The sequence below is a fragment of the Mesorhizobium sp. M7A.F.Ca.CA.002.05.1.1 genome, assembly GCF_003998335.1.
GTDB lineage: Bacteria > Pseudomonadota > Alphaproteobacteria > Rhizobiales > Rhizobiaceae > Mesorhizobium.
This window is the reverse complement of sequence record NZ_RZQI01000048.1, coordinates 1-13,948: the sequence shown is the minus strand read 5'-3', so window position 1 is coordinate 13,948 and position 13,948 is coordinate 1. Positions and strand designations below refer to the sequence as shown.

Here is a 13,948-nt window from a genome sequence, read left to right as displayed (position 1 = left end):
ACACCGCCGACACGCTGGCGCTGGTCAAGGCGCGCAATCCCGGGGTCGACTTCGTCTGGATCATGGGTGCGGATAGTTTGCGCGATTTCCACCGCTGGCAGCGCTGGCGCGAGATCGTCATGACCTTCCCGATCGCCGTCATCGACCGCCCGGGCGCGACGCTGTCGTTCCTGTCCTCCGTCGTCGCCAAGACCTTCGACTATGCCCGCATCGACGAGGGCGATGCGCCGCGGCTTGCCCGCATGAAAGCGCCGGCCTGGACCTTTATCCACGGCCCGCGCTCGTCGCTGTCATCAAGTGCGATCCGCAAGCTGGCGAAGGGGTGAGCCCGACCGCCCGCCCATGTCGCTTTTATCGCTCCCTTTGCCCGTTTCATGGGCAATCCTGAGCAGGCATGTCGATTCCCAGGAAAACCCGCAGCGAAGCCGAGCAGGGCGCCGAGCCCACACCGCTGATCGCGATTGCCAGCGTCATCGTGTCGATGGCACTGATAGCCGTCGGCAACGGGCTGATGTTTGCCTATATCCCGGTTCGGCTCGGCGCCGAGGGTTTCGATCCGACCTGGGCCGGACTTATCATCACCGGACTTTCGGCCGGTGGGCTGGCGGGCTGCATCCTGACCGGACCGCTGGTGCGAAGGGTCGGCCATGCCCGTGCCTTCATGGTGTTGTCGGCGCTGATCGCACTCGCCAACGCCGCCGTCGGCGCCGGGGTCCATCCGCTGCTGTGGATAGCCGCCCGCGCGCTCTACGGCTTTGCCATCTGCGGCCTGTTCATCGTCGCGCAGAGCTGGCTGAACGACGCCGTTGCCAACGCCATCCGTGGCCGGGTCATGGCTTTCTTCTACGTTGCCTATGTCGCCGGGCTTGGCGTCGGCTACGCGACGCTGGCGCTGGTGGATATCAGGACAGCGGATGCGCCGCTGATCGGCATCGCCTTCACGGCGCTATCGATCCTTCCCGTCGGGATGACCCGACTTGCCCAGCCGCCGGCACCGCAGGCGGCCTCGGTGGCGCTGCGCCGCGCCTGGCGGGTTTCACCGGTCGGCGTCGCCGGCATGCTTGCGGTCGGCGGCCTGTCAATGTCGATTGCGGGCTTCGCGCCGATCCACGCCACGGCCAAGGGCTACAGCCAGGCCGATGTGGCGCTGCTGCTTTCGGCGATGCCTCTCGGCACGCTGATCCTGCAGATCCCGCTTGGCTGGATTTCTGATCGAACCGACCGCCGCTATGTGCTGATCGCCGCATCCGCGCTCGCCATGGTCGCCGGCGTATTTGCGCTCGGGTACGATGGCGGCGCGTTGGCCGCGTTGGTTGTGATCTATATCGTGTGGGACGGCGCCTCGGAATCGATCTATTCGCTGGCCAGCGCACATGCCGCCGACCGCGCCGGCAAGGACGACATGGTGGCGCTGTCCAGTTCGCTTTTGTTTGCCTGGTCGCTGTCGGGTTTCGTCGTGCCCGGCATCGTGACGGCGCTGTCGGCCGTCTTCGGAACGCAGGCTTTCATCTATGTGGCTGTTCTCATCGCCGCTGCCTTCTGCCTGTTCGTGCTTTTGCGTGTGTTCACGACGCGTGCGGTCCCGGTCGGTGAAACCGGCAGTTTCGCACCGATGACGGCGCAGGCGCCTTTGCCGGTCGAACTTGCCTTCGCACCGGACGATGAGGGCCGGCACTGAGCCAACCGACTATTGCCGGCGGGCTTCGGGTTGGGGCGCTTCCGGCGGCGGCAGCGGGATCGATATGCCTTCGCTATCGAATTCCTGTTTGGCGCGCTTGGTGAGATCAGTCTGGGTGGCGAAGAAGTCCGCCGACGATGTCCAATAGCGCAAGGCAATCGAAACAGTGCTGTCACCCAATGTCGAGACGAAAGCGATCGGCGCCGGCTCACGTTTCACTCGCCGTTCGGCCGCGGCAGTGGCAAGCAAGGTTTTCTGCGCCCTGTCGATGTCGTTCCAGGAGCCGATGGAGAGTGTGATGTCGCTGCGGCGTACGCCGTTGCGCGAGAAGTTGCGCACCGGCTGGTTCCACAACGTCGAGTTGGGCGCCAGGATGTAGACGCCGTCGGCGGTCCTGAGCTTGGTCGCGAACAGACCGATTTCCTCGATCGTGCCGGCGATCGAACCAACCTCGACGGATTCGCCGATGCGGAACGGCCGCAGCGCCAGAAGCATGATGCCGGCGGCGATGTTCTGCAGCGTGCCCTGCAACGCCAGACCGATGGCGAGGCCAATGGCACCGATCGCGGCAATGATCGAGGCCGTCTGCACGCCGAACTGGCCGAGCACCATGATGGTGACGAGGATCAGGATGGCGTAGCGGACGATCTTGGAGAAGAAATGCCGCAACGTCGCATCGAAACCATGGATATGGCCGAGACCGGCGAAGATCGAACGTTCGGCAAGACCGGCGACGATGTAGCCGACAATCAAGAGGATGACGGCACCGATGGCCGAGAAGGAGTACGAAACAATCAGCGTGCTCAGTTGGGCGAGGCCAGCCTGGACGCTGAGAAAGGCGTTTTGCGGGTCGATCGGCATGGGGGGAATCCGGTTGGTCGGTGAGCCGATAACCCATGCGGGCGGTGAGGGTTCCGATCTTTTCCGGCGTGCAGCGGAACCACAAGAGCGACAATACGTTCGTGCGAGGCAGGGTCCCGTCTTGAAACTGTCAGGGAACTCTGCCTATCTAAGTGGTGTCACCTGCTTCAAGGGGTGATTTGGTTGTTCTTGCTGCGAAAGGAAATACACTGAGAACAGCACTGCGGAAGAAGGCCGATATCATGCCTTCGCCGGCCAGGATCAGCGTAGACGACGCCGTGTCCCGCGCCATCAAGACAGTCCTTGCCAGTCTGGAAGACTCCAAGGCCGAAAACATTGTCTCCATCGACATCCAGGGGAAATCGAGCCTCGGCGACTACATGGTCGTCGCTTCGGGCCGATCGCACCGTCATGTCGCGGCTGTCGCCGATCATCTTCTCAAAGCGATCAAGGATGCCGGTCTCGGCACCGCGCGCGTTGAGGGGCTGTCCGGCGCCGACTGGGTCCTGATCGATTCTGGCGACATCATCGTCCATGTCTTCCGCCCCGAAGTCCGCGAATTCTACAATCTCGAAAAGATGTGGCAGGCGCCGGACCTCGAGGAAGAAACGCTCCACTAAGTCGTTCGCGCGGCTTACAAGGCGAGGATGAAGATATCAGTTCATGCCGTGGGCCGGATGAAAGCCGGCCCCGAAAAGCTGCTTGCCGACCGCTATTTCGAGCGCTTCGCCAAGAGCGGCCCGGCCGTGGGGCTTGAATTTGGCGGCATTGCCGAGATTGCCGAGGGGCGCAGCCAGACCGCCAACGAGCGCCGGCGTGAGGAAGGCCAGAAACTGCAGACGCAGTTGCAGCCCGGCACCGCTTTGATCCTGCTGGACGAACGCGGCAAAAGCTTTTCCTCGGAAGATTTCGCCGGGCGCCTCGGCCTGTTGCGTGACGGTGGCCGCAAGGCGCTGGTCATCGCCATCGGCGGCGCCGACGGTCACGACCAGTCGCTGCGCGACCAGGCCGAACTGGTGATGTCGTTCGGATTGTTGACATGGCCGCATCAGCTGGTGCGCGTGATGCTGGGAGAGCAGCTTTATCGGGCGGCCACCATCCTTTCGGGACATCCTTATCATCGCTCGTAAACCGGTGAATTGGTGCAGTACACCCGGATTTCCGCCCCAATGCCGAGGCAAGATTGCATCGAGTGGGCGGTTTCGAACATGGTTGATTGTTCGTTAACGAAGCCACGCATAGAGTCGGGCTTCAATGTCTGAAGACAGAAAATCAAGAACGGGCTCCTGGCGCGCGCGCTGCGGCATCGCGGTGGCGGTGCTTGTGCTGTCGCTGCATGCGGGGCGGGCGGAAAACACGCTCGACATGGCTCCCGATCCGGATCAGAGCCGGGCCGAATATGAACGGGTCTCGAAGGAGATCACGCTGTCGTCGGAACGATTGGCCAAACTCTCCGCCGATATCGCGACGATCAAGAAGGATCACGCCTCGATCACCGCCGCATTGATCCAGTCGGCGATGACCGAGCAGAAGCTCGGCCAGGACATCGAGGACATCGGCGCCCGGCTGGAAGGACTGAAGGGCCAGGAACAGAAGATCCGCGCCTCGCTGATGGCGCGGCGCGACGTTCTGGCCGAAGTGCTGGGCGCGCTGCAGCGCATGGGCCTCAACCCGCCGCCGGCGATCCTGGTCAAGCCCGAGGACGCGCTGTCGTCGGTGCGCAGCGCCATCCTGCTCGGCGCGGTGGTGCCGGAACTGCGCCAGCAGACCGATAGCCTGCTTGCCGATCTCAAGGAACAGACCAGGATCACGGCGTCGATCGAGGCCGAACGGGCGCGGCTGACGGCGGCGGTCGGCGACCAGACGGCGGAAAAGAAGCGGCTCGGCATGCTGCTGGAGGCCAAGCAGAAGCTCGAAGCCGACACGCAGACGCAAATGGCCGCCGAAAAGCAGCGATCCGAAGCGCTGGCGGCCAAGGCCGGCAGCCTGAAGGAGTTGATCGCGTCGCTCGAAGCGCAGGCCGACAAGAGCCGCAAGGCTGCCGATGCTGCCAAGGCCGCCGAGCAGAAGACGGCAAGCGGCGACAACACATCGGCGCCGGCGGAACTGGCGTCGCTGCCCGTTCCGGAAAGCAACCAACTTGCCGCCGCGGTGCCCTTTTCGGCCCTTCAGGGACAGATCGCGCTGCCGGTGACCGGCCGTATCAAGCGGCGATTCGGCGCCGATGACGGTAACGGCGCGGTGATGCTTGGCGACATGGTTGCGACACAATCGGGAGCCATCGTTACCGCGCCGGCGGATGGAAATGTGCTTTATGCGGGGCCGTTTCGCTCTTATGGTCAACTCTTGATCCTGAACGCAGGCGACGGCTATCATGTCGTTTTGGCGGGGATGAGCAGAATCAGCGTCGCGACCGGTCAATCAGTGCTTGCAGGAGAGCCGATCGGTGCGATGGGAGAGGCCCGGGTGGCGAGCACCTCGGTTTCGAAGAATGGAAATGCCACGCCGGAACTCTATGTCGAGTTCCGCAAGGATGGAAAACCCGTCGATCCGGCCCCATGGTGGGCGGACCGTTTTTCTGGAAGGACGTGAATAATGCGGAAACTGTCGCTTCTGTTTGCCGGTGCGCTGATGGGCGCGTCCGCCATGAGCCTGGTCTATGGCGCGCCCGGCTCGGCGGCGAACGCTGCAGGGTCGGAGACCTACAAGCAACTGGCGATCTTCGGCGATATCTTCGAGCGGGTGCGGGCACAGTATGTGACACCGCCCGACGACAAGTCGCTGGTCGAGAATGCCATCAACGGCATGCTGGCCTCGCTTGACCCGCACTCCTCCTACATGAATGCCGAGCAGGCGCAGGATATGCGCGTCCAGACCAAGGGCGAGTTCGGCGGCCTCGGCATCGAGGTCACCATGGAGAACGATCTGGTCAAGGTGATCACGCCGATCGACGACACGCCGGCCGCCAAGGCAGGCGTGCTGGCCGGCGACTACATCGCCAAGATCGACGGCGAAGAGGTTCGCGGCCTGACCCTCAACGATGCGGTCGACAAGATGCGCGGCCTGGTCAACACGCCGATCAAGCTGACCATCCTGCGCCAGGGCGCCGACAAGCCGATCGAACTGACGGTCGTGCGCGACATCATCAAGGTCAAGGCGGTCAAGTTCCGGGTGGAGAACGACATCGGCTACATGAAGATCACCTCCTTCACCGAAAAGACCTATGACGACCTCGAGAACGCCATCGACACCATCAAGAAGCAGATTCCCGACGACAAGCTGAAGGGCTACGTTCTGGATCTCCGCCTCAATCCAGGTGGCCTGCTCGACCAGGCGGTGAGCGTGTCCGATGCCTTCCTCAACCGCGGCGAGATCGTCTCGACGCGCGGCCGCGACCCCAAGGACGTCACCCGCTTCGACGCCAAGCCCAAGCAGGTCGACGACATCAACGGCAAGCCGATGATCGTCCTGGTCAATGGCGGTTCGGCCAGTGCGTCGGAAATCGTCGCCGGCGCGCTGCAGGACCTGCGCCGTGTCACGGTGGTCGGCACGCAGTCCTTCGGCAAGGGTTCGGTGCAGACCATCATTCCGCTCGGCGAGAATGGTGCGCTGCGGCTGACGACGGCGCTCTATTACACGCCGTCCGGCAAGTCGATCCAGGGCAAGGGCATCACGCCGGACATCAAGGTCGAACAGCCACTGCCGCCGGAACTGCAGGGCAGGGATCTGACACGTGGCGAATCCGATCTCAAGGGCCATATCAAGGGCGCCGACGAGAGCACGACGGGTTCGGGCTCGGCGGCCTATGTGCCGCCGGATCCGAAAGACGATCTGCAGCTCATCTATGCCGAGCAGCTGCTGCGTGGCCAGAAGACCGATCCGTCCTTCCCGCCCAATCCGCAAAAGGCGGTTCTCAACCAGTAAGGATCTGGAGCGGCGCACGCGCCGCCCCATCTTTCTGTTTGAGCCAGATGGAAGCAATGCGATGCTGCCGGGACCGAAAGGTTCCGGCAGTTTGATTCGGGGAGCGAGGCAAAGCTCCCAAGACATGGCGCGGGGTGCGCCGGAATTGATGAATTCGCGCATGTCTTTTCGAAGCGGCTTCGTCTTCGGAGCCATGTGCCCGGGGATTAGGCTTGGCTGATATCGGCAAGGACATCGAACGCCCGCTCGGACAGGCAGTCCGGTCGCCGCGCGCCGCCGGCAAGATCAGCGGCGGTGCGATCATGGCGACAGTGGCCGTGCTGGCGGTGGCCGGCGTCTCCGGCGCGATCGCGCTCAGGGAAAAACCGTTTAGAAAGCCGCAAGAGGTTGCCGTTTCAACGCCGAAAGTGACCGCGGCGGCCGAGCCTGCCGCCGCGCCGCCTGCATTGGCCCCGGCGGCACCGAAGCCGGAGGCGCCGGTCAAATCAGGCGGGCCGCAGATTATCCATGTGCAGACGGAGGAGGGCGATGGGCCGCCCAAGGCAGCGATCGTCATTCGCGATCCGTCGACCATCGGTCAGAACCTGAAGATCGCGCATATTCCCGACAAGGCGCTGATCGAGACCAGCGAGACCGGACCGTTGCCGGTGCGCGCCACGGATGGCAGGCGGCCGTTCGACGTCTATGCGCGGCCCTGGTCGGGCGGGCGCGGCGCACGGGTGGCGATCGTCATCGGCGGGCTTTCGGTTTCGCAGACCGGCACCCAGGCGGCCATCGCCAAGCTGCCGGCGGAAGTGACGCTGGCTTTCGCGCCGCAAGGCAACAGCATCGGCCGGTGGATGCAGGCAGCCAGGCAGAGCGGCCACGAGATCGTCATGCAGGTGCCGCTCGAACCGTTCGATTATCCGAAGGTAAATCCGGGCCGCAACACGCTGACGGTGGCGGCGAGCGCGGATGAGAACCTGAAGAGCCTGCACTGGGCGCTGTCGCGGACGACCAATTATACCGGCGTCATGAACTATATGGGCGCCCGCTTTTCCGCCGATGCCGCGGCGATGGAGCCGTTCATCGCCGAGCTCGGCAAACGCGGCCTCGCCTATATCGATGACGGCTCGTCGGCGCGCAGCCTGGCGCCGGACCTGGCGCTGAAGGATGGCGTGCCCTTCGTCGCCGGCGACATGGCGATCGATGCCGTGCAGGATCGCGGCGAAATCCTGAAGAAGCTAGACAGCCTGGAGGCGACCGCGCGGGCCAAAGGCACTGCCGTCGGCATCGGTTCGGCCTTCGACTTGACGGTCGATACCGTGTCGTCCTGGGTGGTCGAGGCCAAGAAGCGCGGCATAGAGATCGTGCCGATTTCAGCGGTGGCTATAGATCCGCAAAAAGGCTAGCCATCGTAAGACGGCTGGAAAGACTGACTGATGCCAAAGACGAACAAGATCGACCGCGAAACGCTGCCTTACCGTCCATGTGTCGGGCTGATGATCCTCAATGCCGAGGGCCTTGTCTGGGTCGGGCACCGGATTGCCGAACCGGACAGCGAATTTGCCGGCACGACGCAGCTCTGGCAGATGCCGCAGGGCGGCATCGACGAGGGCGAGGAGCCATTGCAGGCGGCCGAGCGCGAGCTCTATGAGGAGACCGGCATGCGAGGCGTCTCGCTGCTGGCCGAGGCGCCGGACTGGATCAACTATGATTTGCCGGACCATCTCGTCGGCATCGCCTTCAAGGGCCGGTATCGCGGCCAGACGCAGAAATGGTTCGCCTTTCGCTTCCACGGCGATGTCAGCGAGATCCAGATCAACCCGCCGCCGGGTGGCCACACCGCAGAGTTCGACAAATGGGCATGGCGGCCTATGCAGGACCTTCCCGACCTGATCGTGCCGTTCAAGCGCCATGTCTATGAGGATGTGGTGACGGCATTCCGGCATCTGGTGCAATAGCCGCTATACAACAACCGCGGTTGCCGCGCCGGCCCGGCGGTCCTATTGATGTATCCACTAGCACGCGAAGGGTCGCCATGAACGACGCCCCCCAAAAGTCGCCCCCAGAAGAGGTCACCGCCACAAGCGAAGTGGCGGCTGGGGCCATCCTCACCATCGATCTCGGTGCAATCCGTGAAAACTACCGGCGGCTGAAGGCGCGGTTGGGCGATGTTGCCTGCGCTGGGGTGCTCAAGGCGGACGGCTACGGCGTGGGCGCCGGCCAGGTCGCGGCGGCGCTGCTGCGCGACGGCTGCGATATCTTCTTCGTTGCGCTTCTGGGCGAAGGCGTCGCCCTGCGCCACTCGCTTGGGCCGGGCCCTGCCATTTTCGTGTTGAACGGCATTCCGCCCGGTGCCGAGCCGGACGCCGTGGCAGCAAACCTTTGCGCTGTTATCAACAGCCCCGAGCAACTGGCGGCTTGGCGTGTGACGGCTCGCCGCGCCGGCCGAAAACTGCAGGCCGCGATCCAGGTCGACAGCGGCATGTCGCGGCTCGGCATGGCGCCTCGGGATGTGGATCGCATCGCCGCCGACCCGCAGGCCTTCGACGGCATCGACATCCGTTACGTGATGAGCCATCTGGCCTGCGCCGACGAGCCGGAGCATCCGGCCAATGAGAAGCAGCGGCTGGCGTTCGAGCGGCTGCGCAAGATGCTGCCGGAGGCGCCGGCATCGCTGACCAATTCCTCCGGCATCTTTCTTGGGGAGCGCTTTCACTACGATCTCGCCCGCCCCGGTGCCGCGCTCTACGGCATCAATCCGACGCCGGCAAAGTCCAATCCGATGCTGCCGGTGGTGCGGCTGCAGGCAAAGGTGGCACAGACGCGCAGCGTCGAAAAAGGCGCCGGCGTCGGCTATGGCCACACCTATCATGCGCAAGGCCCGCTCAGGCTGGCGACGATTTCGTTCGGCTACGCGGATGGCTGGCAACGCCGCGCCGCGTCCGCCGCCTGGTTCGAGGGCGTGCGGCTGCCTTTCCTCGGGCGGGTGTCGATGGATTCGATCATTCTCGACATTTCCGCCCTGCCGGTCGGCAGGCTGCGCGAGGGTGATCTCGTCGAACTGCTCGGTCCCTCGCAAAGCGTCGATGACGCCGCCGGCCATGCCGGCACCATCGGCTACGAGATCCTGACCAGCCTCGGCCCGCGCTTCCATCGGCGCTATGTCGGCGGTTGAGCGGTTTGGCCGCGCTTGACAAGCGGACGCCTGTCGGCAAGGCTCCGGGCATGAGCAACCTCGCTTATATCAGAACCTTGTTCCGGGTCTGCCCGATCGCGGGATCGTAGCCCCGGCGCGGCCGCCTTTTGGCGTCCGTCCGAACCGGGGCATTTCTACCTGACATCATCATTCCCGAGCCAGACAGCTTCGCGGCTGCCGGCTTTCATCAAGCCACCGTTTGTGCGGCGGCAGGCGCGCGTCTGTTGGATGCGCCAAGTCATGAGGTTTGCCATGCAACATGCAACAGGATTGCGTCCACCGAGCCGGCTTCTGGTCAGCGATGCCGACCACCACCGGCTGACGGGCCTGGCGCGGGCGTCGCTCGACCGCGTGCCCGAGACGGCCGAAGAACTGCTTTCGGAGATGGACCGTGCCTTCGTGACGGCAGCGGCTTCCATGCCGGCCAACGTGGTGCGGATGGGTTCGACGGTGACAATCCGCAACGATGGCGGCCACACCCAGCGCATCACGCTGGTCTATCCCGGCGAAGCAGACATCAGTGAAAACAGGATCTCGGTGCTGACGCCGATGGGGACGGCGCTTATCGGCGCGTCGATCGGGCAGACAGTGTGCTGGAGCAGCCGTGGCGGCCGGGAACTGTCGGCGACCATCGAAGCGGTCGATGCGCCGGCCTGCGGGCGGGAAGGGTCCTGAGCATGGAGACGGCGATGACAGGCGCGAATTTCCGGCTGACGACGAAGGACTTCGCCGTCCTCGAGATCATGTTGGAGCGTTGGCGGGCTTTCGCGGATCCGATTGTTCCAATGCTTGAAGAGAAGCTTTCCAAAGCCGAGGTCGTCGCGATCGATTCGGTCGGATCCGATATCGTGACGCTGAACAGCAGGCTGGTGTTTCGTGTCGATGCCGGCCCTGCCGAGACCCGAACTCTGGTGCAGAATGAGGTGCACGGTCCGGTCGGCTCCAGCCTGTCGATCATGACAAGGCGGGGGCTTTGCATGCTCGGCATGGCCGAGGGTCAGACTGCATGGATCGAACAGGCCGACGGCAGGCGGGAGTCGGTCCTGATCGCGACCGTGCTCTACCAGCCGGAGGCCGCGCGGCGTGCCGTCAGGGAGAAATCCCGAGACGAGGCGCGACGGCCGCATGGGCTCACCCTCGTCTACAGCGCCGCAGCCGATTGGCGGCCCCTTGGCGAAAGGGCCGGAATGCGGCAGACAGGGGATGACGACCCCGGTCCCACGGCGGCGTGAACAGGCAACACTGCATGATCCCGAAAGTCGGCATCGATTTTCGCTGGGGATCGTGCGCAAATCGGAAATACGGCCGCGTCCAGGCGTCCTCAAGGGCGTGCGGCGCGGCAAGGAGTGAACGATGAAGATCATGGTGCTGGGCGGCGGCGTCATCGGAGTGACCACGGCGTACTTTCTTGCCGAGGCCGGCCACGAGGTGACGGTTCTCGATCGCCAGAAAGGCCCGGCGCTGGAAACCAGCTTCGCCAATGCCGGCGAGATTTCGCCCGGCTACGCCTCGCCCTGGGCCGGACCCGGCATTCCGCTGAAGGCGATCAAATGGCTGCTGATGAAGCATGGCCCGCTGGTGGTGCGGCCGGCCTTCGACCCGCATATGTGGACATGGCTGATCAAGATGCTGCGCAACTGCACCGCCGAGCGCTATGCGATCAACAAGGCGCGCATGGTGCCGCTCGCCGAATACAGCCGCGACACGCTGAAGGCGCTACGCGAAGCGACCGGCATCGCCTATGACGAGCGCACCCAGGGCACGCTGCAGCTGTTCCGGACGCAAAAGCAGCTTGACGGCACCGGCGGAGATGTCGAGGTGCTGAAGAAGTATGGCGTGCCTTACGAGACCCTCGACCAGGACGGCTGCATCGCGGCTGAGCCTGGCCTTGCCGGGGTGCGCGAAAAGTTCGTCGGCGGCCTCAGGCTGCCGCACGACGAGACCGGCGACTGCAAGATGTTCACCGACAGGCTGGCCGAACTCTGTGTGGCCCGTGGCGTCAAGTTCGAGTACGACGTGACGATCTGGCGCGTCATCCGCAGCCGCAACCGCATCGCCAATCTCAGCACCAGCAAGGGCTGGAAAACCGCCGACGCCTATGTGATGGCGCTGGGCAGTTATTCGGCAGGTTTCATGCGCCGGGTGAAGCGGCCGATCCCGGTCTATCCGGTCAAGGGCTATTCGATCACCGTGCCGATCAAGGACGCCGCCGCGGCACCGGTGTCGACGGTGATGGACGAGACCTACAAGGTGGCGATCACCCGGCTCGGCGACCGCATCCGGGTTGGTGGTACGGCCGAGATTTCCGGCTTCGACCTCAGGCTGCACGAATCGCGGCGGCGCACGCTGGAACACTCGGTTGGCGATCTCTTTCCGGGCGCCGGCGCCATGCGGGACGCGACGTTCTGGTGCGGGCTGCGGCCGATGACGCCGGATGGTCCGCCGCTGATCGGCCGCACCGAGCTTTCCAATCTCTATCTCAACACCGGCCACGGCACGCTCGGCTGGACCATGGCTTGTGGCTCGGGCAAGGTTCTGGCCGACATCATCTCCAGCCGGGTGCCTGACATCGACGTTCGCGACCTCGCGCAGGAGCGCTATCTACGGTAGAGGGTCAGAATGCCTGCCGGACCCAGTCCTCGTCGAACAGCAGCCGATAGGCCCATGGGATCGTCACATTGGTGGCGACCGGATTGGAGTGGGCGACATAGTCGTCATAGATCGGCTTCATCCTGGTGTAGAAGGCCGGATCGAGCACCATCATGCCGTTCTCACTGTCGTGGAAGAAGCTGCGGTTGTTGAGATTGACCGACGAGATGGCGACCAACCTTTCGTCGATCATCATGATCTTGGAATGCAGCACCACGTCAGGCGCCTTGAATTCGCGGATGTTGATGCGGTCGCCATATTTCTCGACGAACAGCTTGTTGAGCGCGGTGAGAAACTTGCCGCCGATATCGCCCTTGAGATCGATGCGGCCGACAATGTCGATCCTGACGCCGCGGGCGAGCGCCCGGTCAACAGCCTGGGCAAGCTTGGGCGTCAGGTTGAGGTAGGGATTGACGATCTGGATATGGTGCTGGGCAGCGTCGACCAGTTCGACGAAATAGTCCTCCAGCGCATGGCCGTCCTCGTAGGGCACCGAAATGAAGTGTCGTGCCGTGCCTGACGGGCGGGCGCCGTCGGACCGGACCGGAATGGAGAAGGGGCGCGCCAGATTGGTGTCGGCGTCGCGCAGCCACACTGTCGAAAGATGCGCAGCCAGCATTTCGACCGTGGCCGGATCGGCGAACTCGATGTCGAAGTCGCTCCAGTTCGAATAGTAGTTCAGCGAGAGCCCGTCGGTCTTGCCGTATTGCTCAAGGTCTGGATAGCGCGACAGATCGATCGGCTGGTGGAACAGGAAGCCGTCATGGATGTTGCGGCCGCCGATGATGGCGCGCGACCGCCGTGGATCGTCGGCAAGCGTCGCCAGCATCTTGACGTGATGGACCTTGTGCAGTTGTGAAATCTGCTCGTCGATCGGCGCACCATGGTCCGCCCGCCAGCGATATTCCTGCAATTGGACATTGGGGAATTCGGCCGCCAGCCGATGCAGCAGGGCGTCGTCCTTGTCGCGCTCCAGCACGTCGGTGACCAGGATGCGCACCTTGGTGCCGAGGGCTGCATGGTGGCGGATCAGCCGTTCGATGATGCGGCCGGAGAAGTCGGCCTTGAACTCCAGCGACGACAGGTAGATCAGCTTCAGCCTTGGCGCCCTGGAGAAGTCGAGCGGCAGCTCCGGGTCGCCCTTGTCGATGGCGCTGTCGGACAGCGGCGCCCCTATCAGCGCCTCGACCTTGGCGTTGAAGCCATCGCGCGATTTGCGCAGCAGGCGCGGCTTTCCGATCGGCAAGGCGCAGGTCTGCGACAGCCAGCGGCTGGCATAGAAGGCGCGGCTGAGCGCATCGAGGCCGGTGGGGTTAGGCGTCGTGCAACGCTCGTAGCGACTGTCGAAGGCGGCGAGAGCCGGATCGGCGGCCTCTTCGCGCCGAATGGTGAGCGGCGCGCCGGCCGGGGCAAGGCTGGAGCGGATCCTTGCGGTGCAGCGGTTCAGGCCGTCACTCGGAAACAGGCTGACCGTGTCGTCCTCGCCGGACAGGCGAAAACGGAATGCCGTGCCCATGGCGATGGTGCGTGAACCGCCGCCGGCACGGATCGCCAGCGTGCCGTCGCAGATGCCCTCGATGTCGGCCGGTTGCTTGCCGGCCTCGCGCAGCACGACCTCGACGCTGCGCGCCTGCAGGCCGGAGAAATCGAAGATC

Annotated in this window: 13 protein-coding genes and 1 pseudogene; 12 read left to right on the top strand and 2 right to left on the bottom strand. The window is 64.2% G+C overall.

The window, feature by feature from the left end; translation table 11 throughout:
• Both EN939_RS04635 and EN939_RS04630 read left to right on the top strand, forming a co-directional pair.
• Positions 1-326: pseudogene (locus tag EN939_RS04635) on the top strand (nicotinic acid mononucleotide adenylyltransferase); the annotation flags it as partial.
• A gap of 68 nt (positions 327-394) precedes the next feature.
• The gene (locus EN939_RS04630; RefSeq protein ID WP_127267096.1) at positions 395-1,678 is read left to right on the top strand and encodes an MFS transporter; all 1,284 of its coding nucleotides are present in this window, start codon (positions 395-397) and stop codon (positions 1,676-1,678) included.
• A gap of 9 nt (positions 1,679-1,687) precedes the next feature.
• Here EN939_RS04630 and EN939_RS04625 read toward each other — a convergent pair whose 3' ends face one another.
• Positions 1,688-2,539, bottom strand: a complete 852-nt coding sequence (locus tag EN939_RS04625; protein ID WP_127267095.1) for a mechanosensitive ion channel family protein — start codon at positions 2,537-2,539, stop codon at positions 1,688-1,690.
• 242 nt (positions 2,540-2,781) lie between these two features.
• Here EN939_RS04625 and rsfS point away from each other — a divergent pair, with 242 nt between their 5' ends.
• The 10 genes from rsfS (at position 2,782) to EN939_RS04575 (ending at position 12,254) form a co-directional block, all read left to right on the top strand.
• A complete protein-coding gene (gene rsfS, locus EN939_RS04620; RefSeq protein WP_013529073.1) occupies positions 2,782-3,159 on the top strand; it encodes a ribosome silencing factor in 378 nt (125 codons plus the stop codon).
• A 27-nt stretch (positions 3,160-3,186) separates the two neighbouring features.
• Positions 3,187-3,669: a 23S rRNA (pseudouridine(1915)-N(3))-methyltransferase RlmH gene (gene rlmH / locus EN939_RS04615; protein WP_127267094.1), complete on the top strand. Its 483-nt coding sequence runs from the start codon at positions 3,187-3,189 to the stop codon at positions 3,667-3,669.
• Positions 3,670-3,793: 124 nt separating this feature from the next.
• Positions 3,794-5,131 carry a murein hydrolase activator EnvC family protein gene (locus EN939_RS04610; RefSeq protein WP_127267093.1) on the top strand — a complete coding sequence of 446 codons (1,338 nt, stop codon included), beginning with the start codon at positions 3,794-3,796 and terminating at the stop codon, positions 5,129-5,131.
• Complete coding sequence (locus tag EN939_RS04605; protein WP_024502881.1) at positions 5,132-6,463, top strand: S41 family peptidase; 1,332 nt, start codon at positions 5,132-5,134, stop codon at positions 6,461-6,463.
• 212 nt (positions 6,464-6,675) lie between these two features.
• Positions 6,676-7,854: a divergent polysaccharide deacetylase family protein gene (locus EN939_RS04600; protein ID WP_127267092.1), complete on the top strand. Its 1,179-nt coding sequence runs from the start codon at positions 6,676-6,678 to the stop codon at positions 7,852-7,854.
• A 30-nt stretch (positions 7,855-7,884) separates the two neighbouring features.
• On the top strand, positions 7,885-8,406 hold the full coding sequence (locus EN939_RS04595) for an RNA pyrophosphohydrolase (RefSeq protein ID WP_127267091.1): 522 nt from the start codon (positions 7,885-7,887) through the stop codon (positions 8,404-8,406).
• 77 nt (positions 8,407-8,483) lie between these two features.
• Positions 8,484-9,623 carry an alanine racemase gene (alr, locus tag EN939_RS04590; RefSeq protein ID WP_127267090.1) on the top strand — a complete coding sequence of 380 codons (1,140 nt, stop codon included), beginning with the start codon at positions 8,484-8,486 and terminating at the stop codon, positions 9,621-9,623.
• A 273-nt stretch (positions 9,624-9,896) separates the two neighbouring features.
• Positions 9,897-10,319, top strand: a complete 423-nt coding sequence (gene rnk, locus EN939_RS04585; protein WP_127267089.1) for a nucleoside diphosphate kinase regulator — start codon at positions 9,897-9,899, stop codon at positions 10,317-10,319.
• 14 nt (positions 10,320-10,333) lie between these two features.
• The gene (locus tag EN939_RS04580; RefSeq protein ID WP_236383239.1) at positions 10,334-10,876 is read left to right on the top strand and encodes a nucleoside-diphosphate kinase; all 543 of its coding nucleotides are present in this window, start codon (positions 10,334-10,336) and stop codon (positions 10,874-10,876) included.
• A 121-nt stretch (positions 10,877-10,997) separates the two neighbouring features.
• Entirely contained in the window at positions 10,998-12,254 is a 1,257-nt protein-coding gene (locus EN939_RS04575) for a D-amino acid dehydrogenase (RefSeq protein ID WP_127267087.1), read from the top strand.
• Between the two features lie 4 nt (positions 12,255-12,258).
• Here EN939_RS04575 and EN939_RS04570 read toward each other — a convergent pair.
• Positions 12,259-13,948 (bottom strand): phospholipase D-like domain-containing protein (locus EN939_RS04570; protein WP_164750880.1); only part of this gene is annotated, 1,690 nt, incomplete at its 5' end.